Here is a 19,557-nt window from a genome sequence, read left to right on the forward strand (position 1 = left end):
CGCCGCCGCGCAGGAGGACGAGGCCCGAGACGCCCCGGAGGACTGAGCTCCGTCCACAGGGGAGGACTCCCCATGTCCACGATTCCCGCTTTCCCCTAGTGTCGTTCCCAGGACGGGACGAAGGGGGAGGCCATGGGGCTCATCGGCATGGACACCGCGCAGGGCGAGGCCCACGCCGAGCGTCTGCGGGCCGCCGGCGAGCGTCTCGAGGAGCGGCACGGCGTGCTCGATGTGCTCGTGCGGGCGAGCGAGGCGATCTGGCGGGGGCCGGACGCGGAGCGCTTCCGCGCGGACTGGATCAGCGGCGCGTCCCAGGCGCTGCGCGAGCAGTGCACCGCGCTCGAGGCCGCCGGGACGTTGCTCGATGAGGAGGCGGAGCGAGAGGAGACCGCTTCGCAGGGCGAGCGCGGCGACGGTGAGAGCGGCGGGAGCGGGGCCGGCTCCTCAGGCACTGCATCGGGACGTGGCCGCCGCGCCGGCGGCGGCGGGGACGGGAAGGTGAGCCAGGAGGTCGCCGACGCCTGGGCCGCGATGGACCCGCCTGAGCAGAAGCGGGTCCTCCGGGAGATCGCCGCCCAGGAGCTCGAGCGTCAGGGTGTCGACGACGTGCCCGTCTTCTTCGACGATCTGTCGGAGGACGGAGCCCTCGGCTTCTGGTACGAGTTCGACATCAGGCATCCCCTGCGCGGGGAGCACATCCAGATCGACGAGAACCATGTCTCCGACCCCGACTCGCTCAACACCGTCGCGCACGAGGCTCGCCACGCGGCTCAGGACAACTGGGTCGAGGAGACCGATGGTCCGCCGGTATGGCAGTTCTGGCGGGAGGACGACAACGCAGAGGACTACGAGCGCATCGAGGAGGAGCACGGCGTCACGCAGGAGGAGATCGAGGCCTGGCGCGAGAACGATCGCGATTACGAGGACGGGCCCACCGATCCGCGACCTCCCGAGGACGCCCCGCAGTCGGAGAAGGACGCCTGGAACGAGGAGTACGAGGCGTACCGGGAGCGACCGCTCGAGGACGATGCCTTCGACGAGGGCGACGAGTTCGCCGAGGACATCACTCTCGAGGAGCTCCGGCAGTACCAGCTCGATGCGGGCGTCCCGGTCATCTCGTGAGCGTCCCTGTGCTGAGACCGCTCCCCGTCTCCCCTCCGAGGCCGTGATGCCATGATCCTCTCCCGTGACAGGCTCGCGCCGCCGCGGCGCCGCTGGTCGCTCGGCGCCGCGGCCCTGCCGGCGGCGCGTCGCTGCTTCCCGGCGCGCGGGCGGCCCGGAGGTGGGCAGCTGCCTCGGGCCGGACGAGCAGGTGCCCGAGCCGGAGCCGCCCCGCCGGCCGCGGGGCGCCCGAGCCCGGATCGTGCCACCCTCGGAGGAGCACTACTTCGAGATCCAGACCCCGGTCGTCTCCCCCGACGGCACGCTCATCGCGGCCTGCGAGGCCCCGGACCGGTCCCAGCTCGACCTCGCCGACACCCACGGCGTGCCGCTGTGGGACACGAGCACCGGGGAGATCGTGCGCCGGCTGAACCCTCACGCCATCGGGCCGCTGGCCTGGCACCCGAACGGATCGCGCCTCGCGGTCGGCGACGCCCTCCACGTCGCGGAGGTGGACGTCGGGGGCACTCTGCTGCGGAACCTCGTGGGCAATGCGGATCCCCGCGGGACTGCCGCGCGGATCCTCGACGTCGCCTACAGCCCGGACGGGTCGCTGCTGGCGGCCTCGGCGAGCGACGGCGCCGTCCGGCTGTACTCGACCTCCACGGACAGCCGCACAGGCACCCGGGTCCTCGCCCCGGGAGCTCGCCGGCAGAGGACCGTGGCGTTCTCGCCCGACGGCGCCCGCCTCGCCGTCGGCGGCGTCGCGCTGACGGACGCCGACGAGGGCGGGAGGCCGACCGGGCTGTGGGATCCGCACAGCGGCCGGCGGGAGGAGGTCCTCGACGGTGTCGAGGGGACGGTGCTCGGGCTCGGGTACAGCGGGGACGGCACACTGGTCCAAGTGCTTGACGACCCATCCTCGCTCGCCGTGCACGCGCCGGACGGATCGACGAGCACGGGCCCGCCGGTGGACGCGGCACGGTTCAGGGATCTGGCCGTCGGCACGGGATCCCGGGTCGCAGTGCTCAGCGCATCGGGCACCCTCCGGCTGTGGGATCGTGACAGCGACGAGCAGGAGACGCTCGAGATGTCGCTTCTGGAGAGGATCTGCTGGTCGCCGGACGAGGCGACGCTGTACACGCTGAGCGAGTCGGAGGGGATCTCGGCGTGGGACGGGACGCAGTGGCGGCAGTTCGAGCCGCCGTGAGTCCCGATGGGCCGGGGCGCCGCGCCGGCGAGGCCGGGCATGGGGAGCGCTCCCCATCGCCGTCGCCGCGCAGCGCTCCTAGCATCGAGGCACGATGACCAGCCCGGTCACGCGCTCGGACGACGGCGCACGTGGGCTGATGCTCATGGGGACGGAGAGGGATCGACGATGACGGACTGCTCGCGCCGACGCCTGCCGCTGGGCGCGACCGCGCTCCCCGGTGCCCTGGCGCTCGCAGGATGCTCGGGCGGTCTCCCGCCGCTGCCCGGGTCGCGGAGTCCCGGCATCTGCATAGACCCCTCCGAGGAGATCCCCGAGGAGGCGTACGAGACGGTGCCGGAGGGCGTCATCGTGGATCCCGCCCCGCTCGACGAGTCCCTCCTGTTCATGTCCTCGACCCTCACGATCTCCCCCGACGGGTCGACGCTCGCGGCCTGCGAGATGCGCGGCCGGAAAGACGTTGAGAACGCTGAGACCAGGGGAATCGTCCTGTGGGATGCGGGGACCGGGGCAGTGATCCATCGGTTCCATCCTCCGATGCTGGGCAGGCTCGCCTGGCACCCGGATGGGGACCGCCTGGCGATCGGCGACGGCCGCCTGATCTCGATCGTCGATCTCCAGGGGACGCTCGAGCGCACGCTGTTCGGGCACGAGTCGCCGCGCGGCGACACCGCGGCGATCCTCGATCTCGCGTTCAGCCCGGACGGCACGCGGCTGGCGTCCTCGGGGTCGGACAGGACCGTGCGTCTGTGGGACATGGACCCGGAGTCCTGCGGCGGCGGGCACGTCCTGCGGACCGGACCGCGGCACAACCGGGATCTCAGCTACTCGCCTGACGGCTCCTCCCTCGCCGTCGGCGCCACCTCGACCTCCAGCGAAGGCGATGAGGACAATCCTCCGACGCTCTGGGACCCGACGACGGGCCGGCGGACGGAGGTCCTCGAGGACGTGCCGGGGATCGTCTTCGCGCTCGACCATGCGGCGGACGGCGCCCTGGTCGTGGTCGCCGACGAGCCGCGAGCGCTGATGGCGGTCGGGACGGACGGCTCCGTGGTCGAGGGCCCCGTGACCACCTCGACCTGGTTCGCGGATCTCGCGGTGGGGCCAGGGCACCGCGTCGCGCCGCATGCCGACGAGGAGCCGCTGCTGTGGGACCGGGAGAGCGGGGAGGAGTCCCGGCACGAGATCGAGTCCGAGTCCGCGGTGGACAGCATGGTCTGGTCCGCTGCGGAGGACGTGCTGTTCAGCCTGAGCTCGAGAGAAGGGATCCTCGCCTTCGACGGCACGCGCTGGACATCCTTCGACCTGCCCTGATCCTCCGCCGGCCGTCATCAACGCGGGCCGTGCGGCGGCGGATCGACGTCGTCCGGCTCGCTCGACGCCGGAGGATCCTGCCTCTCGTCCTCTGCCGCGCTGAGCCGTGTCGAGCGGGTGCGTCGGGTGGTGCCGAGCCGGGTCGTCCACTCCACCACGTGCCCGTCGACCGCCGGGTCCCCGACCCGTTCCACGCTCGCCAGCTGCTGCTCCTTGTCGTTGCAGAAGGCGCAGGCTCCCTGCCCGTTGTCCAGGCAGGTCGGTCCGCCGGCGGCGTGGGGCCGGATGTGGTCGATGTGGCGGATCGGGGCGCGCAGTGAGGGCCGCGACAGGTCCGGTCGCGCAGGCGGATGAAGCGGGCGAGCGCGGGCGGGAAGGCCCGCGCCCGGGATTCGGCGGCGACCAGCTCCTCGACCTTCGGATGCTCGTACAGCCTGCGCAGTACGGCGCGAAGTGCCGGACCGTCGGGGCCGAGCGGGTCCTCGTCCGTGCCCGCGATCGCGTCGAGCGGATCCCGCAGGCTCTCCCGCACCGCCTCAGCGGGCACGGTGCCGTAGCCCTCGATCTGGGCGAGGTCGCCCGTGCCGGGATCGAGCAAGACGTGGTCGGTGATGATCACGCCGATGTCCAGCGTCACCGGCTCCATGCTCTCGCTGCGCCCGATCAGGGTGTCCACGAAGGTGTCGGCCTGGATGGCCTGGTGCCCGCGGCGATCACCGGCGCCGCGCAGGCGCTCGGCCTCGAGGGAGAGACGCTTGCGGATCAGGGCGGCGTCCAGCGCGGTGACGTGCGCCGTCACCGTGGCCATGCCGTGCTCGCCGCGGCGCACCGTCACGTGCCGCTCGCGCTTCGCGTGCTGGTGGCGGCGGGCCTCGCCGTCCGGGTCGGCGAGGGAGATCGCGGCGGCGCAGGCGTCGGACCATTCCTCGGAGCCGGCGCCGTCGAGGTAGGGCAGGCGCTCCCCGAGCGGCCGGTCCGCCTCGCGGCGCTGGGCGGGGGTGAGCGGCGCGAAGGAGCGGGCGGTGCGATAGGCGTCCTCGGTCGTGACCTGGGAGTCCGCGAGGGCGGAGAGCATCACCGGCATGTCCGCGACGAGCCGGCGACGGGCAGCGAGCGAGCGGGAGGCGGACGCCGGGGAACGGCGGGTGAGCATCGAGACCTCGCGGGCCGCCTCACGGGATGCCGCGCGCAGCAGCTGTGCGGGCGGCGGCTCCTCCCCGACTCCTGCGCGGCGTGCGCACGCGCCTCGGCCTGCCTGCGCAGGGTGAGGGAATCGGCGAGCGCGACCACGGCGCGGGTCTCGAGCGCGTCGATCGCGCCGCGCAGGGCGTGCAGGTCGCCGATCACGTCACGGAACGCCTCGGCCGACGGATCCGCGGCGGTGAACAGCTCCTGCGGGAACCCGGTGAGGGCGCTCAGCACATGGGCGCGGTCTCCGAGCTCCCCGGCGAGCGCTCCGGGACCTCCCGCGCGCACGGCGTCGACCAGCCGCTGGTGGGGATCACCAGCGACCGCGTCGAGGTCCTGCACTGCGAGAGTCATGGCCCTATCCTTCCGACTCCCACCGACATTTTAAAGACCCCAAGAAGAATGTGGATAACCCTGACCCGGGGAGGAACAGTCATGCGCGCAGTCGCCCACCGAGTCACACATGTGCGCAGGCAGAGGGTGTGCTCGGCACACCGCGACGTCACCTCTAAAACTCCACACCCCGTTCCCCAGAATGACGCAATAATCGCCCCGGAAATGTGGATATCCACCCTCTGCGGAGGAACGGTCGCGAACTCTTCGCGCCGAATGCGACGGCAGATGACAGCGCGCTCGACACCGCCCGTCGCGTCCCGCAGGCTGGTCCTGTCACACCCCGTCGGCACCCGCCGCACCACCGCTTCGTAGCTCAGCCCGGTAGAGCAGCGGCTCCCTCATGAGGAGTGGGTCGCAGGTTCGAATCCTGCCGGAGCGTCTCCTCCGTCGCTCGGGCCCCGGCCGCCGGTGACCCCGCCGCCGGCGATCCCGTCGCCCGTCTCCCCCGTACCCTCGAGTGCGACCGCCCGCCGTCGATCCGAGGACCCCATGCGCCGTCGCACCACCACCCGCAAGCCCGTCCTCGAGCGCCTAGTCCTGCCCGACCTCGAGGAGGCGGATGCCGCGCAGCTGAGCGCCCGGGACCGGCACGACGGCCTGCGCCTGGTCGGCGCCGATCTCACCGGGGCGGACCTCACCGGCGCGACCTTCACCGAGTGCGAGCCGCTCGACGTCACCGCGCACACCACCGTGCTCCAGCACGCCCGGTCGCTCGAGACCCGGATCGAGCGCCTGAACGCCCCGGTGCTGGATGCGACCCGCTCCACCTGGCGCGACGTCGAGCTCGTCGGCTCGCGGATCGGGGCGCTGGATGTCTACGACGCCGAGATCCGCTCCACCCGCATCACCGGCACCAAGTTCGACTGGATCAACCTGCGCTCCTCGACCCTGGAGGACGTGCTCTTCGAGGACTGCACGATCGACGAGCTCGACCTCGGCGCCGTCACCGCCTCCCGCGTCGCCTTCGTGAACTGCCGCGCCGGCTCCGTCGCCCTGCCCCACGCGCGGCTCGAGGACGTGGACCTGCGGGGGCTGGAGATGGGGTCGATCGCGAACCTCGAGGGGCTGGCGGGGGCGACGCTCGATTCCGCACAGGTCACCGCGCTCGCTCCCCTCCTCGCCGCGCACCTGGGACTCCGCGTCGAGGGGTGAGCGGTGCCGGGCCCCGGGGCTCATGCCCCCGGACAGCAGAACGCGGGCCGGGGTGCTCCCCGACCCGCGCCTGATCTCCGAGCGTACGCTCAGCGCCGCGCGCTGAGCCGGCGCTTGCGGGAGGTGATCTCGCCGGTGTTGACCCCGGCCAGGTGCGACCCGTCGTGGAAGCGGGAGTGCTCGATCTTCACGCAGCGGTCCATCACCACGTCGCGCCCGCCGGCCTCGGCGATTGCGGCGGCCGCCTCGTCCTCGGCGCTCGCGTGCTCCCCGTCGGCCGGACGCCGAAGGCGAACACGGAGCCGGGGCCCGGCTCTCGAGGGTCTCCTGGCTCACGCAGCGACACCGACCTTCGCGGGGTGATCGGCCGGGAGGGTCTCGGCGGTCGCGGCCGCGGCCTCCTCGGTGGAGACGCCGGGGGCGATCGACAGCATGTCGGTGTTCAGCTCGGTGCCGTGGGCACGGGCGAGGTCCCTCTCCTTCTCGCGCACGATCGGCATCACGTCCCGGCCGAAGGCGGCGTCTTCCTCCTGGAAGTGGAGGTAGCAGGTCAGCAGCAGGTTCACGCCGATCTTCTTGTACTCGATGATGCGGTCGGCGGCTCCTCGGGCGTGCCGATGAGACGGGTCTTGAAGCCGTCGTTGTACTGGACGAGGTCCTCGAAGGAGGAGTCCGCCCACATGCCCTTGCCGTCCTTGGTGGACGCGCCAGCCTCCTGCACGGACTGCTTGAAGCCCTCGACGGCGGGGCGGTGCGGCGCACCGGCGCTGGGCCGGTCCAGGCCCGCGATGAGCCGCAGCAGGGTCGACTTCCCACAGCCGGAGGGGCCGACGACGGCGAGGATCTCGCCGGAGCGGAGCTCGAGGTCGAGGCCGCGCAGCACGTCGTGACGGCCCTGCGGGGTGTAGAAGGAGCGGGCCACGCCGTCCAGCCGCACGCCGTCGGGCGCGCCGCGCCGGGCGGCGGGTGCCGCGGGCTCCGGGACGGTGCCGCCCGTGCGCATGCCGGGCTCGGTGGCGGTGCTGGTCATGACTCCGACTATGACGGCGCGGGTCGGGAGCACGCCAGAATCGCGTCATAAGCCGTCATAGTCGGGGTGCGAAGGGGACACGTGGGGCATCGTGGTGCGACCTGCGCCACAGGGCCCGGTGGCGGTGCCTGCCGGGGCTCACACCGCCGACAGCTCCCCCTCGAGGATGCTCAGCACGTCCGCCTCGCGGAAGCCGAGCACACGGTTCAGGGCGAGCATCGGCGCGTTGTCGAGCGCCGTGTAGGTCTGGATCCAGCGCGCCTGTGCGGCTTCAGGCACCTGCCGCAAGTTCTCGAGGTTCGCGAGCTTGAGCGCCCGGCCGATGCCGTGGCCGCGGTGGGCGCGGTCCACGAGGGTGTCGTCCTGGGTGAGGATCTCGGGGTCGTGGCGGTTCACGAGGATCTCGGTGTAGCCGACCGCGGCCCCTTCGTGCCGCGCGAGGCCGCGCACGAGGGTCCAGCCCTGGTCGTCCATGCGCGCCGCTCGCTGCGGCGCGGCTCCTCGACCTCGCCGCGGGAGGCGGGGCGGGTGAGGTCGCCCATGGGCACGTCGGCGTCCATCTGCGTAGTCAGCCGTGCCCAGTCCTCCACGAGCTCCTCGGGGCAGGCGCCGTGCCAGGTGCGGATCTCGATGCCGGACGACGGGGAGGCGCCGGCAAGGGGCCCCGGTTCCAGCGGCATCGCGCGCGGCAGACGATGCTCCTGGTTCCCGAGCCGCATCCCCAGGTCCAGGGCGAAGCCGACCCCGGCCTCGGAGTAGGTCTCGGCCTGGACGACCTCGGCGTGTCCGGCGAGCGCCTCGCGGACGGCGGCGGCGAGCGCGCGGCCCACGCCGCGGCGACGGTGCGCCGGCGGCGACGGAGATCTCGACCTCAGCGGGGTCCCCGGGATCGACCTCGGCCCCGGCCGCGCCGACGGGGGTGCCGTCGAGGCGCGCGACGAGCGAAGACGCTGGTGCGCCCGGGCTTCGGGTCCTGGTGTTGGGCGAGGACGGACTCGCCGTCGGCCCACCAGGCGGCCTCGCGCCCGGCGTTGAAGCCGTCGCGCAGCAGGGCGTTCCAGGCCAGCGGCGCCTCACGGTCGGCGGGGTCGACGGGGGTGATCTGCACGGCGGCCATGCCTGTCATCCGATCACGGCCCACCCGTGCTGTCACGAGCTTTTCCCGGACTCAGCCCTCGCGCCGGCGACCGATCCGCTGCTCCAGCATCGCCCGGACCCCCGGCCACTCCGGCGCGACGATCGAGTACACCACCGTGTGGCGCACCGAGCCGTCGGGCAGGATGCGGTGCGATCGCAGGATCCCGTCCTGTGCGCGCCGAGGGCCTCGACGGCGCGGCGCGAGGCGAGGTTCAGGTGGTGCACGCGGAACTCGACGCGCAGCATCTCGAGCTCGTCGAAGGCATGGGTGAGCAGCAGGTGCTTCATGGCCGAGTTCACGCCGGTGCGGTGCACGGAGCCGGCGAGATAGGTGTTGCCGATCTCGAGGCCGCGGTCGGCGAGGGCGAGGTTCATGAAGGTGGTCAGCCCCACCACCTGCTCGTCCGCCTCCCGCACGACGGCCCAGGCGAGACGGGTGCCGGCCTCGACGTCGGCCGTGAGGCGGGCGACGGAGCCCTCGACCGCCTCCGGCGCGGGCACGTGCGGGGCGAACGGCAGGCGGTGGATCTCCCCGTCGGCGACCACGCCCTGCAGGCCCGGGACGTGCGCCTCGGCGAGGGGCTCGAGGCGGATCCCGTGCCCACGGAGCGTCACCGGCTCCAGGCGAGGCAGCGGTGCGGTGGGGACGGCGCGGGTGCGCTCCTCGCGCCCGCCCGCCGCCGCCTCAGTCATGGCTCCGTCCGTGCTTCTCGATCGCCATCTGGTAGTAGCGCAGCAGGTCGTCGGAGGCGTTCTCCCAGGAGAACTTCTCCGCCTCGGCCCGGGCGCCTTCCGGATCCTCCCGCGCGACTCCGCGTCGCCGAGCCGGGTGAGCGCCGCGTCCAGGCTCGCCTGGTCGCCGGAGTCGTAGAGCAGGCCGTCGACCCCGTCGGTGACCTGCTCCATCGTCGGCCCCGAGCGGGCGGCGACCACGGGCGACCCGGAGGCCATGCCCTCGAGGATCACCAGTCCCAGGGTCTCGGTGACCGAGGGGAAGACGAAGGCGTCGGAGCTCGCGAAGGCGCTCGCGAGCTCCTCCCCTCCATGAAGCCGGGGAACGTGGTCCGCGTGCCGGCGAAGAGCTCCTCGAGCTCGCCCCGGTAGGGGCCGTCACCCACGATCGCGAGGGCCACGTCGTCGCGGCGCTCCATCATGGGGCGCAGTGTGTGGATCTCCTTCTCCGCGGCGAGCCGGCCCACGAACACCAGGAGCTTCTTCTCCGGGTGCCCGCCGGTGAGCCGCGAGCGCATCTCCTCGTCCGCGAAGGCGGGGTGGAAGGTCTCGGTGTCCACGCCGCGGCGCACCACGTGGAGGTCCTCGATCCCGTCTTGCGCGAGCTCCTGCTTCATGGTCTCGGAGGTGGCGATGTTGATGTCGGCCATCGCGTGGTTGCGCCTGATCTGCCACCACACCGCGGGCTTGCCCCAGGTCCAGGCCCGGTAGAGGTCCAGATAGCGGGGGATGTGGGTGTGATAGCTGGCGACCAGCGGGATCCTCTGCCGGCGTGCGGCGAAGGCTCCCGAGGAGGCGAGCAGCAGGGGTCGCGCGGCGTGGACGACGTCCGGGTGGAAGCCGCGGATGATGCCGTCGACGTTGGGGCTGGGGAGGGTGAAGCGCCGATGCTTGTAGAACGGCGGCGTCACCGGGCGGATGCCCACCACCCGTGCCCCGTGGTGCTCGGTGACCCCGAGGTCGGGGGCGATCACCATGACCTCGTGGCCGAGGTCGGTGAACCGTTCGACGGCGTGGCGCAGGCGGGTCACCACGCCGTCGACGGAGGGCAGGAAGGTCTCCGTGACGATCGCGATCTTCACGGAAGCGGGCTCACTTCCAGGTGACGGTGGGCATGACCAGCTCGCGCTTGACCCGATCGGTGTTGTTCATCGCGACCTTCAGCACCTCGGTGAGGTGCTCGTCGGTGAGCAGGTGCGGCCGCAGCCCGAGGTCGAGGAGGTTGGTGTTGACCGCGTTGTAGTAGTGGTCGTACTTCTCCACGCGCGGGTTCTCCGTGGGGGCGATCTTCACGTCCAGGCCCAGGTCGCCGCCGACCTTCTGCACCTTCTCGGCGAGCTCCTTGACGGAGAACTGCTCGGTGAACTGGTTGTACACGCGGAACTCGCCACGGTCGGCGGGGTTCTCGCAGGCGATCTCGATGCAGCGCACGGTGTCCTGGATGTCCAGGTAGCCGCGGGTCTGGGAGCCGTTGCCGTAGACGGTGAGGTCGTGACCGATCGCGGCCTGGATGATGAAGCGGTTCAGGGCCGTGCCGAACACCGCGTCGTAGTCGAAGCGGTTCACCAGGCGCGGGTCCAGGCGGGTCTCGTCGGTCTCGAGGCCGTAGACGACGCCCTGGTTGAGGTCGGTGGCGCGGATGCCCCAGATGCGGCAGGCGAACATGATGTTGTCGCTGTCGTGCACCTTGGTGAGGTGGTAGAAGGAGCCGGGGGCCTTCGGGAACGGCAGGCGGTCCTTGCGGCCCTTGTGCTCGATCTCGATCCAGCCCTCCTCGATGTCGATGTTCGGCTGGCCGTACTCGCCCATGGTGCCGAGCTTGACGAGGTGGCAGTCGGGGGCGAAGTCCTTGATCGCCCACAGCACGTTCAGGGTGCCCTCGACGTTGTTGCGGTGGTTCTCGATCGCGTGCTCGCGGTCGATCATCGAGTACGGGGCGGAGCGGTGCTCGGCGAAGTGCACGAAGGCCTCGGGCTCGAGGTCCTGGAAGACCGACGCGACGGCGTCGTAGTCGGTGAGGTCCGCGATGCGCACCTCGATGTCCTTGCCGGAGACCTCCTTCCACGCCGCTACCCGCTCCTCGAGCGGGAGGATGGGGGTGACGGAGTTCGAGCCGAGCTCCACGTCGATCTCGCGTCGCACCAGGTTGTCCACGATCGTCACGTCGTGGCCCTTCTGCGAGAGGTACAGGGCGGTGGGCCAGCCGCAGAACCCATCTCCACCGGCGACGACGATCTTCATGGGGCAAGTCCTCCAATAGTCCAGGTCCCCGGATCCCGTGGGGCACGGGCGCCGGGTGGTGCAATACCGTGTGCAGTCTTAACGTAGTGCAGGTCAGGCGACGCTCAAAGATGTGGGACGGCCGCCCGAACAGCAGAGGAACGGACCATGAACACCGTGCATGACGAGGGTCCGACGGGCCGTCCTCCGAGCCGTCTCGCCACTGTATCCCCCGAGCCCGGGACCGGGCTGGACGCTCCGACGCCGCGCCCCCTGCCCGACACCTCCCGGCGCGTGCTGGTGATGGGGATCGTCAACCGCACGCAGGACTCCTTCTTCGACGAGGGGCGCACCTGGCGGCTCGAGCAGGCGGTGGCCGCGGGGCTCCGCGCCGCGGAGGAGGGCGCCGACATCGTCGACGTGGGCGGGGTGAAGTTCGCACCCGGCGACCCGCTGGACCCTGCGGAGGAGGCCGCCCGGGTGGTCCCGGTGATCGAACGGCGCGCCGCGAGCCGCCGGGCGAGGTGTCGCTCTCGGTGGACACCTTCCACGCGTCGGTCGCCCGCGCCGCGCTCGAGGTCGGGGCGGATCTGATCAACGACACCACGGGCCTGTCCGATCCGCGGATGGCCGACGAGGTCGCCCGCGCCGGCGCCTCGCTCGTGCTCACGCACTCGGTCGCGGAGCCGCGCCGCCCCTTCCCCCGCCCCCGCTACGAGGACGTGGTCGAGGAGGTGCGGGATTTCCTCGCCGCGCGCCTGGAGCGCGCGCTCGAGGCGGGCATCGCGCGGGAGCGGATCGTGCTGGACCCCGGCCCGGATCTCAACAAGAACACGCAGCAGACCCTCGAGGTGTCGCGGGACTGGGGCGAGTACGCCGCGCTCGGCCTGCCGCCGCTCGCGGCGCTCTCGCGGAAGGACTTCGTGGGCGAGTCGCTGGGCCTGCCGAAGGAGGAGCGGCTCGCCGGCTCCCTCGCCGCGGCCGCGTGGACGATCCGCCTGGGCGCCCGGATCCTGCGGGTCCACGACGTGCGGGAGACGGTGCGGATGGTCCGGATGCTCGAGGTGCTCGCCGGCTGGCGCGAGCCGGCGGGACCGCTGGTCCACAACGTCTGAGGGGCCGGGGGCCGGGGCGCTCAGCCGCGGGCGATGCGCGGCGTCTTGATCTCGAAGGGACGGAAGAAGAGCTCGACCGTGCCGTCCTCTCCCCGCGCGAGCGCGGAGCGGAACGCCGGGGCGTCCTCCCCGAAGGGCCGCTCGAGCAGGTCCGTGGCCGTCACCTCGCCGCCCGCGAGGATCGGGTCGAGGGCGAGGGTCGCCGCGGCGCGGGCACCGGAGGACTCGTACAGCCGCAGCACCAGGTCCCCGGAGCGGTCCTCGGCGAGCTTCACGGTCTCGACGATGACGCTCGAGGCGCCCTCCGCATCGGCGGGCGCGACCGTGACCGGCGGCGCGGCGAGCAGGGACGCGGCCGCGGCGGGAGCGGTGCGCTCGGGCAGGTTCAGCCGGTAGCCCTCCTCGATCGCCTCGGCGATCCCCGCGCCCGGTCGCACGGCGACGCGCAGGGTGTAGCGACCGTGGTCGGCGGCGGGGTCGGGGTACTCCGGGGAGCGCACCAGGGTCAGGCGGGTCGTGGTGGTGGTGCCGCCGTCGTCCTCGCGCACGGTGCGGAGCACATCGTGGCCGTAGGTGGAGTCGTTCGCGATCGCCACCCCGTGCCCGCCCTCGGCCGCGTGGACCCAGCGGTGCGCGCAGGTCTCGAAGCGGGCGAAGTCCCAGGAGGTGTTCACCGGGACCGGCCGGTCCACGTGCCCGAACTGGATCTCGCTGGAGAGGTGGGAGGCGCGCAGGTCCAGCGGGAAGGCGAGCTTGAGCGCCTTCTTGCGCTCGCGCCAGTCGAGGTCCACCTCGATCCCGAGGGAGGTGTCGTCCGGGCGCGAGACGAAGGTCTTCACGATCGTGGAGCCCGCGCCGGTGACGCCGGAGGTCTCCTCGTCGTCGGCGAGCGCGGTCGTGTAGGTGAAGGAGACGCGGACCCCGCCGTCCTCCTCCTCGACCTCGGCGGCGGTCGGGGCATCGAGGTCGCGGACCACGCGGCGGTAGAACTCGTCGATGTCCCAGGCGTCCCAGGCGTTGGGGGTGTCGCGGTGCAGGCTGCAGCGGCGCGCCGCGGGCGCCGGGGGCGATGGTCTCGCGTCCGTCGGCCCGGCCGACGAGGGAGACCAGCGCGCCGGAGGCGTCGAGCACCGCGCGCACCGCCTGGTTCTCGAGGCGGACCTCGCCGCCCGCACGGGTCACGACCACGGCCTCCTGGACCGGCTCGGGGCGGCCCGCGCCGTAGGCGGGCACGCCGCGGCGCGGCACCGGGGCGGTGTTCAGCGGCACCGTGCCGTGCCCGTCGGCCGCGCCCGCCGCCTCACCCTGCCCGCCGGCCGCGGCGAGCGCGGCGAGGGAGCCGGCGATGATCCGCTCGGCCCGTTCGGCGAGCGCGGCGTGCTGGGCCTCGGCCTCGCGGTGCACCCAGGCGATCGAGGAGCCGGGGAGGATGTCGTGGAACTGGTTCAGCGGCGTGTCCTCCCACAGCGCGGCGAGCTCGTCGTGGGGGTAGGGGTGCTCGGCGCGGAGCGCGGCGAGGGTCGCGAGCGGCTCGGCCTCGTGCAGGAGGTGCTCGCTGCGGCGGTTGCCCTGCTTGGTGCCGAGCGCGCGGAGTAGGTGCCGCGGTGCGGCTCGAGGTAGAGCTCTCCGTTCCACACGGGCGCGTCGGGGTACTCGGCGAGGGCACGCTCGAAGAAGTCCTCGGCGGTGCCGAACTCGACCTTCGGGGAGCCCTCGAGGTCGGCGGCGCGGCGCCCGGCGGCCATCATCTCGCGGGTGGGCCCGCCGCCGCCGTCGCCCCAGCCGAACAGGTCGATGCCGATCGAGGAGCGGCCCTTCTCCTTGAAGTTCCGCTCGAAGTAGGCGAGCTCGGATCCGGTGAGGGAGCCGTTGTAGGTGTCGGCGGGCGGGAAGTGGGTGAACACGCTGGTGCCGTCCAGACCCTCCCAGCGGAAGGTGTGGTGGGGGAAGGTGTTGATCTGGTTCCAGGAGACCTTCTGGGTCAGGAAGAACTCCTGGCCGGCGAGCGCGGCGATCTGCGGCGGCCGCGGCGGAGTAGCCGAAGGAGTCCGGCGACCAGGTCTCGCGCGTCTCGACCCCGAGCTCCTCGAGGAAGAACCGCTTGCCGGCGACGAACTGCCGCGCCATCGCCTCGGAGCCGGGCATGTTGGTGTCGGACTCGACCCACATCCCGCCCACGGGCACGAAGCGGCCGCCGGCGACGTGCTCGCGGATCCGCGCGAACAGCTCCGGGTACCGGTCCCGGATCCAGCGGTACTGCTGGGCGGAGGAGGCGGAGAAGGTGATGTCGGGGTCGTCCTCGATCAGGGTGCAGGCATTGGAGAAGGTGCGGGCGACCTTGCGCACCGTCTCCCGCACGGGCCACAGCCAGGCCGAGTCGATGTGGGCGTGGCCGGTGGCGAGCACCGTCAGGGCGGAGGAGCCGGCCGTCGCGGCCAGCGCCGGGGCGAGCGCCTCGCGGGCGGCCCGGGCGGTGCCGGGCATGTCGTCGGGGTCGGCGACGTCGCAGGCGGTCTCGAGCGCGCGGAGGATCTCGTGGCGGCGAGGGCTGGACTCGGGCGCTCGTGCATGAGACCGGCGAGGGCCCGGACGTCCTCGTGCGGCTCCCAGATCCGCACGTCGCGGCGGGCGAGGTGGAGCTCCTCGATCGAGTAGAGCTCCTCCTCGGGCACGGTCGCGAGGTCGCCGAGCGGGGTCGGCGCGAAGGTCCAGCCGCCGGCGACCATCGGGTTCGCGGCGCACTCGAGGTAGTAGTCGAGCTCCTCGCCGGGCCGGACGGGGAGGTGCCGGTTGCAGGGGTTGATCGCCTTGACGGGCACGCCGTCGGGCGTGAACACGAGCGCCTCGGCCTGGAATCCGGGCTGGCCGGTGAAGGCGAGGTCGACGATCAGCTCGGGGGCGGAGTGCTCGTCGGCGGCCCAGTCGGCGGGGACGGTGCCGGTCACGTGCGACCAGGTGGTGGACCAGGCGCGTCCCAGCGGCGCCCCGACCTCGACGGGGCCGTACTCCCGGGCGATCGCCTCGCGCGGCGGGATCGGCTCGCCCTCGAGCCGGTGCGCGGTGATCGTGACCTCGGCCCGCTCCTGGTGGATCCGCGGGACCAGGTGGTCCCGCGTGAACCGGCGGATGCGGGCCTCGGTCAGCTCCCGGTCGTCGAACATGTGGCGGCTCCTTCGGCGCGTGGGGCGGGTCGCGGGGTCTCGTCGGCCCTCCGGCGTCCCGGGGTCTTCCCGGACGCTATCGCGTCAGCGGTGCGCGGCGAGCACGGCGTCGCCGAGGCGCGGCATGATCTCGCGGTGCGCGTCGCAGAAGTCGTGGGAGGTGCCGACGACGAGGGCGAGATCCGCCTCCGGGTCGATCCAGAAGGCGGTGCCGCGCATGCCGAAGTGGCCGTAGGTCCGCTCGCTGCCGGTGGTCGCGGTCCAGTGCGGGGACTTGGTGCCGCGCACCTCGATGCCGAGCCCGAAGGGGTTGGGATCCTGCTTGCCGAAGCCCGGCATGATGCCCACCAGCTCCGGGAAGTGGACGCCGACGAGCTGGGCGTGCACCTCCTGTTCCAGGAGCGTGGGGTGCTGCGAGCTCCGCGGCGAGCAGGGCGAGGTCGACGAGGGCGCCGGAGGCGCCGACCGAGGCGGAGCCCTCCCACTCCAGGCCCGTCATCCCCAGCGGGTCCGCGATCCGCTCCTGGACCCAGTCGCCGAAGTCGCGGCCGACGGCGCGCTCGACGTGGCGGGCGGCCTCGTCGATGCCGTAGTTCGAGTAGTGGCGGCGCAGGCCCGGCGCCTGGAGGGTCGCGTCGGACTCGTAGAAGCGACCGGAGGCGTGGGCGAGGAGGTGGCGGAGCGTGGCACCGGGCGGGCCGGCCTCGTCGTCGAGGGACACGCGCCCCTCCTGGAGGGCGAGCGCGGCGCCGAGGCCGGTGAGGGTCTTGGTGACCGAGCGCCAGGGGCGGATCCGCTCGACGTCGCCGCGTCGCTCCCGCTCCCCCTCGGGGCCGAGCACGATCGCGGCGGCCTCGAAGCCGAACTCGTCCAGCGGCCCGAGGGCGCTCATCGGCCGGCCCCGCCCCCGGCGAAGCGCTCGAGGATCGCATCGGTGATCCCGGGCCAGATCCGCACGTGGTCGGGGCCGAAGCGCCGCTCGCCGAGGAAGGCGGCGGCGAGGCCCGCCTCGGGGTCGACCCAGAGGAAGGAGCCGGACTGGCCGAAGTGGCCGAAGGTGCGCGGGGAGGAGTGCGCGCCGGTCCAGTGCGGGTCCTTGTGCCCGCGGATCTCCATGCCGAGGCCCCAGTCGTTGGGCTTCTGACGGCCGTAGCCGGGGAGGATCCCGGCGAGTCCCGGGAACTGCACCGTGCGCATCTCCTCGTGGAGGGCGTCGGAGATCAGGGTGGGCGCGAGCGCTCGCGGCCGACGACCAGCAGGTCCCGGACCGTGCCGCGGTATCCGGCGGCCGGGGAGCCGTCGACCTCGAGGTCCACGAGGTCCAGGCCCTGGATCACGGTCTGCTCCATCCACTCGGGAAAGTCGTAGCCGGTGGCCTCCTCGACGTGGGCGGCGAGCACCTCGAAACCCGTGTTGGAGTAGATGCGCCGGGCGCCGACCGCGCCGACCGTCTCCTCCCCCTCGAAGGGGTAGCCGGCGGTGTGCGCGATCAGGTGGCGCACGGTCGCACCCTCGGGCCCGGCGGGCTCGTCGAGGTCGACCAGGCCCCGCTCGACGGCGACGAGCACGCCGAGGGCGGCCAGGGGCTTGGAGACGCTCGCGAGGTCGAAGACCCGCCCCGTCTCGCCCTGCTCGTGGAGGGTGGCGCCCGGCGCGGTGACGCCGAGGGCGTGGGCGGCGTCGAGGTCGACGGGGATCGGGGGCGCGGTCTCGGGCCGCACGCGCTCCACTATGGCACGGGCGCCGGAGTCGTGACAGAATCGTGACATGTCCGAATAGTCCGTCTGCCTGCGACGTTGCAGGATCTTGCCCACAAGTTCCACGACCAGGACTTTTTTCCTCTTGTTGACCCTTCCTTGACCTGTGCAGGATGTGGCGCGACGGGCCCGATCCCGGGCACCGCACCACCGCCCGCTCCACCGAGCACGGGCAGAACACGTCATGGGGGAAGACCGATGGACCTCACCATCACACCGAGACCGCGCCGCACGAGAGAGCCGGAGGACGGCGCGGAGGGGCCGCTGCCCCTCGCCCCGAGCCGACGGACCCTGCTTGCTGGGGGTGGGGGCCCTCGGCACCGGGCTCGCGCTCGGCACCGGCGCCGCCGAGGCCGCCCGCCCGAAGCTCCGCAAGGGCGGCCGCGGCGACTCGGTGACGACGCCGCAGAAGCGGCTGAACACGCTGAAGTACTGGTGCGGATCGCCCGACGGCGGCTTCGGCCATCTCACCCAGCAGGCCGTGTTCGCGGCGCAGAAGGCGGCCGGGCTCGGCCGGGACGGGGTGGTCGGCCCGAAGACCTGGTCCGCGCTGGACGCGGGGAAGATCCCGTCCCGCCGGATCAGGAGCGGGCGCGGCTTCGAGGTCGACCTGGACCGCCAGCTCCTCATCGCGACCGCCCACGGCCGGCTCTACTACATCCTGAACACCTCCACCGGGTCCGGGGAGCGCTACTACTCCGGCGGCCGCTGGAAGACCGCGACCACCCCGAAGGGCGACTTCGAGATGTACAGCCTGTACAGCCGCGGCTGGCAGAGCGGCCCGCTGGGGAACCTGTACCGCCCCGGCTACTACGACCGCGGGTGGGCGATCCACGGCTCGAACTCGATCCCCTCCTACCCCGCCTCGCACGGTTGCGACCGCATCTCCGTGGCCGCGGCGGACATGCTGTGGAGCCGGAACTGGTTCCGGAAGGGACGGCGCGTGCTCATCCACTGACCCGCCGCCTTCACCTCTCCTGCACGAATCCCTCGCCGGCCCCGCGCCCCGTGCGCGGCGCCGGGGGCCAGGCCACGCGCTACGATCGGAGGGCGTGCGGCCCCGTCGACGGGTCGCTGCCCGCACCTGGCGACCCAGCGAGAGCGAAGGACCACCGTGGGGATCTTGGATCGGATCGAGCGACCTCGACCGCGGCGTGACGAGCGTGTTCTCGCCCGGTCGCGGGCGCTGAAGCCCCTCGACCTGGCGCAGGGCCTCAGGCGCGAGTGCGACGACCAGATCCAGGTGCTCGACCGCACCCGGACCCTGGCCCCGAACGTGTACACCGTCTACCTGCACCCGGAGGACTTCGAGCGCTTCTCCTCCTGGCAGGACACCCTCCTCGACGAGCTCCAGCGCGTGCTCATGGAGCATGCGGACAAGCGGCGCTACATGTTCGTCGGCGCCGTCTCCGTCGCCCTCGAGCAGGACGAGGAGGTCCGTCAGGGCCGCTTCGAGACCGAGTCCCGCACCGAGCGCGGCGTCGCCCCGGCGACCGGCGCCGCCCAGGACAGCCCCGGCGGGAGCCCCATCGTCGAGATCGACGGGCAGCAGTACCTGCTCACCGGCCCCGTCACGGTGATCGGCCGCGGCGGCGACGCGGACATCATCCTCGAGGACACGGGCGTCTCCCGGCACCACCTCGAGCGCGCGCCGAGCCGGACTCGTCCCTGGTCGCCACCGACCTCGGCTCGACCAACGGCACCTTCGTCGACGGCGAGCGCATCCGCACGCCCGTCCCGCTGCACGACCGCTCCCTGATCAAGATCGGGCGGACGCGACTGACCGTCCTCTTCGCCGGGCTCGACCCCGGCGGCCTGGTGAGCGCCCCATGAGCGAACTGACCCTCGTCGCCCTGCGTCTGGGCCTCGTCCTGGCGCTGTGGATCTTCGTGGTGGTCGTGGTGCTCGTCGCGCGCAACGACCTCTTCGGCACCACCGTCGTCACCCGCTCCAGCCGCGACCCGCGCCGCGAGCAGCTGACCGGCCTCCGGCCCGATCGGCGGCGCCGCCTCCGAGGCGGGCGCCGATCCGGCCTCGCTGCGCA

Annotated in this window: 19 protein-coding genes, 1 tRNA gene and 6 pseudogenes; 10 read left to right on the forward strand and 16 right to left on the reverse strand. The window is 72.7% G+C overall.

The window, feature by feature from the left end; translation table 11 throughout:
- Window positions 1-222: 222 nt before the first annotated feature.
- The 3 genes from WKH84_RS10480 (at window position 223) to WKH84_RS10490 (ending at window position 3,625) form a co-directional block, all read left to right on the forward strand.
- Window positions 223-1,122 (forward strand): hypothetical protein, encoded by a 900-nt coding sequence (locus tag WKH84_RS10480; RefSeq protein WP_341856582.1) that lies wholly within the window; start codon window positions 223-225, stop codon window positions 1,120-1,122.
- Window positions 1,123-1,282: 160 nt separating this feature from the next.
- The gene (locus WKH84_RS10485; RefSeq protein ID WP_341856583.1) at window positions 1,283-2,311 is read left to right on the forward strand and encodes a WD40 repeat domain-containing protein; all 1,029 of its coding nucleotides are present in this window, start codon (window positions 1,283-1,285) and stop codon (window positions 2,309-2,311) included.
- Window positions 2,312-2,479: 168 nt separating this feature from the next.
- Window positions 2,480-3,625 carry a hypothetical protein gene (locus WKH84_RS10490; RefSeq protein WP_341856584.1) on the forward strand — a complete coding sequence of 382 codons (1,146 nt, stop codon included), beginning with the start codon at window positions 2,480-2,482 and terminating at the stop codon, window positions 3,623-3,625.
- Between the two features lie 17 nt (window positions 3,626-3,642).
- On the opposite strand, the gene WKH84_RS10495 is transcribed toward WKH84_RS10490, so the two are convergent.
- Together WKH84_RS10495 and WKH84_RS10500 are read right to left on the reverse strand one after the other, a co-directional pair.
- A complete protein-coding gene (locus tag WKH84_RS10495; protein ID WP_341856849.1) occupies window positions 3,643-4,017 on the reverse strand; it encodes an HNH endonuclease signature motif containing protein in 375 nt (124 codons plus the stop codon).
- Window positions 4,018-4,699: 682 nt separating this feature from the next.
- Window positions 4,700-5,167: a hypothetical protein gene (locus tag WKH84_RS10500; protein ID WP_341856585.1), complete on the reverse strand. Its 468-nt coding sequence runs from the start codon at window positions 5,165-5,167 to the stop codon at window positions 4,700-4,702.
- A 344-nt stretch (window positions 5,168-5,511) separates the two neighbouring features.
- On the opposite strand from WKH84_RS10500, the gene WKH84_RS10505 reads away from it, so the two are divergent.
- Both WKH84_RS10505 and WKH84_RS10510 read left to right on the forward strand, forming a co-directional pair.
- Window positions 5,512-5,588: transfer RNA gene (locus WKH84_RS10505), tRNA-Met, on the forward strand.
- 110 nt (window positions 5,589-5,698) lie between these two features.
- Entirely contained in the window at window positions 5,699-6,361 is a 663-nt protein-coding gene (locus WKH84_RS10510; protein ID WP_341856586.1) for a pentapeptide repeat-containing protein, read from the forward strand.
- A gap of 89 nt (window positions 6,362-6,450) precedes the next feature.
- Here WKH84_RS10510 and WKH84_RS10515 read toward each other — a convergent pair.
- From WKH84_RS10515 to WKH84_RS10560, 10 genes and pseudogenes are all read right to left on the reverse strand, one after another.
- A pseudogene (locus tag WKH84_RS10515) lies at window positions 6,451-6,618 on the reverse strand (CoA-binding protein); the annotation flags it as partial.
- A 75-nt stretch (window positions 6,619-6,693) separates the two neighbouring features.
- Window positions 6,694-7,115 (reverse strand): annotated as a pseudogene (locus WKH84_RS10520) (dimethyl sulfone monooxygenase SfnG); the annotation flags it as partial.
- Window positions 7,116-7,130: 15 nt separating this feature from the next.
- A pseudogene (locus WKH84_RS10525) lies at window positions 7,131-7,391 on the reverse strand (ATP-binding cassette domain-containing protein); the annotation flags it as partial.
- Between the two features lie 138 nt (window positions 7,392-7,529).
- Entirely contained in the window at window positions 7,530-7,865 is a 336-nt protein-coding gene (locus WKH84_RS10530; RefSeq protein ID WP_341856587.1) for a GNAT family N-acetyltransferase, read from the reverse strand.
- Entirely contained in the window at window positions 7,784-8,221 is a 438-nt protein-coding gene (locus WKH84_RS10535; protein ID WP_341856588.1) for a hypothetical protein, read from the reverse strand. The genes WKH84_RS10530 and WKH84_RS10535 overlap by 82 nt, the downstream gene beginning before the upstream one ends.
- 41 nt (window positions 8,222-8,262) lie before the next feature.
- A complete protein-coding gene (locus WKH84_RS10540) occupies window positions 8,263-8,508 on the reverse strand; it encodes a hypothetical protein (RefSeq protein ID WP_341856589.1) in 246 nt (81 codons plus the stop codon).
- 32 nt (window positions 8,509-8,540) lie between these two features.
- Window positions 8,541-9,221 carry a GNAT family N-acetyltransferase gene (locus tag WKH84_RS10545; protein ID WP_341856850.1) on the reverse strand — a complete coding sequence of 227 codons (681 nt, stop codon included), beginning with the start codon at window positions 9,219-9,221 and terminating at the stop codon, window positions 8,541-8,543.
- 183 nt (window positions 9,222-9,404) lie between these two features.
- A pseudogene (locus tag WKH84_RS10550) lies at window positions 9,405-9,521 on the reverse strand (glycosyltransferase); the annotation flags it as partial.
- Window positions 9,491-10,342 carry a glycosyltransferase gene (locus tag WKH84_RS10555; RefSeq protein WP_341856590.1) on the reverse strand — a complete coding sequence of 284 codons (852 nt, stop codon included), beginning with the start codon at window positions 10,340-10,342 and terminating at the stop codon, window positions 9,491-9,493. The gene WKH84_RS10555 and the pseudogene WKH84_RS10550, both read right to left, overlap by 31 nt.
- A gap of 10 nt (window positions 10,343-10,352) precedes the next feature.
- Window positions 10,353-11,501 carry an NAD-dependent epimerase/dehydratase family protein gene (locus WKH84_RS10560; RefSeq protein WP_341856591.1) on the reverse strand — a complete coding sequence of 383 codons (1,149 nt, stop codon included), beginning with the start codon at window positions 11,499-11,501 and terminating at the stop codon, window positions 10,353-10,355.
- 147 nt (window positions 11,502-11,648) lie between these two features.
- Between WKH84_RS10560 and WKH84_RS10565 the strand changes: the two genes are divergently transcribed.
- Together WKH84_RS10565 and folP are read left to right on the forward strand one after the other, a co-directional pair.
- Window positions 11,649-12,074 carry a dihydropteroate synthase gene (locus WKH84_RS10565; RefSeq protein WP_341856592.1) on the forward strand — a complete coding sequence of 142 codons (426 nt, stop codon included), beginning with the start codon at window positions 11,649-11,651 and terminating at the stop codon, window positions 12,072-12,074.
- Complete coding sequence (folP, locus tag WKH84_RS10570; RefSeq protein WP_341856593.1) at window positions 12,017-12,595, forward strand: dihydropteroate synthase; 579 nt, start codon at window positions 12,017-12,019, stop codon at window positions 12,593-12,595. The genes WKH84_RS10565 and folP overlap by 58 nt, the downstream gene beginning before the upstream one ends.
- Before the next feature lie 20 nt (window positions 12,596-12,615).
- On the opposite strand, the pseudogene WKH84_RS10575 reads toward folP, so the two are convergent.
- The 4 genes and pseudogenes from WKH84_RS10575 to WKH84_RS10590 form a co-directional block, all read right to left on the reverse strand.
- Window positions 12,616-15,756: pseudogene (locus tag WKH84_RS10575) on the reverse strand (glycoside hydrolase family 38 C-terminal domain-containing protein).
- A gap of 76 nt (window positions 15,757-15,832) precedes the next feature.
- On the reverse strand, window positions 15,833-16,648 hold the full coding sequence (locus WKH84_RS10580) for a serine hydrolase domain-containing protein (RefSeq protein WP_341856594.1): 816 nt from the start codon (window positions 16,646-16,648) through the stop codon (window positions 15,833-15,835).
- The gene (locus tag WKH84_RS10585; protein ID WP_341856595.1) at window positions 16,645-16,953 is read right to left on the reverse strand and encodes a serine hydrolase; all 309 of its coding nucleotides are present in this window, start codon (window positions 16,951-16,953) and stop codon (window positions 16,645-16,647) included. The genes WKH84_RS10580 and WKH84_RS10585 overlap by 4 nt, the downstream gene beginning before the upstream one ends.
- A 23-nt stretch (window positions 16,954-16,976) precedes the next feature.
- Window positions 16,977-17,477, reverse strand: coding sequence for a serine hydrolase domain-containing protein (locus tag WKH84_RS10590; RefSeq protein ID WP_341856596.1), 501 nt, complete (start codon window positions 17,475-17,477; stop codon window positions 16,977-16,979).
- Between the two features lie 340 nt (window positions 17,478-17,817).
- On the opposite strand from WKH84_RS10590, the gene WKH84_RS10595 reads away from it, so the two are divergent.
- The 3 genes and pseudogenes from WKH84_RS10595 (at window position 17,818) to WKH84_RS10605 (ending at window position 19,346) form a co-directional block, all read left to right on the forward strand.
- Window positions 17,818-18,471 carry a L,D-transpeptidase family protein gene (locus WKH84_RS10595; RefSeq protein WP_341856851.1) on the forward strand — a complete coding sequence of 218 codons (654 nt, stop codon included), beginning with the start codon at window positions 17,818-17,820 and terminating at the stop codon, window positions 18,469-18,471.
- 156 nt (window positions 18,472-18,627) lie between these two features.
- Window positions 18,628-18,912 (forward strand): annotated as a pseudogene (locus WKH84_RS10600) (DUF3662 domain-containing protein); the annotation flags it as partial.
- Window positions 18,913-19,181: 269 nt separating this feature from the next.
- Window positions 19,182-19,346, forward strand: coding sequence for an FHA domain-containing protein (locus tag WKH84_RS10605; protein ID WP_341856852.1), 165 nt, complete (start codon window positions 19,182-19,184; stop codon window positions 19,344-19,346).
- Window positions 19,347-19,557 lie beyond the last annotated feature (211 nt).

This window comes from Brachybacterium sp. GPGPB12 (assembly GCF_038396325.1).
GTDB classification, from domain to species: Bacteria; Actinomycetota; Actinomycetes; order Actinomycetales; family Dermabacteraceae; genus Brachybacterium; species Brachybacterium conglomeratum.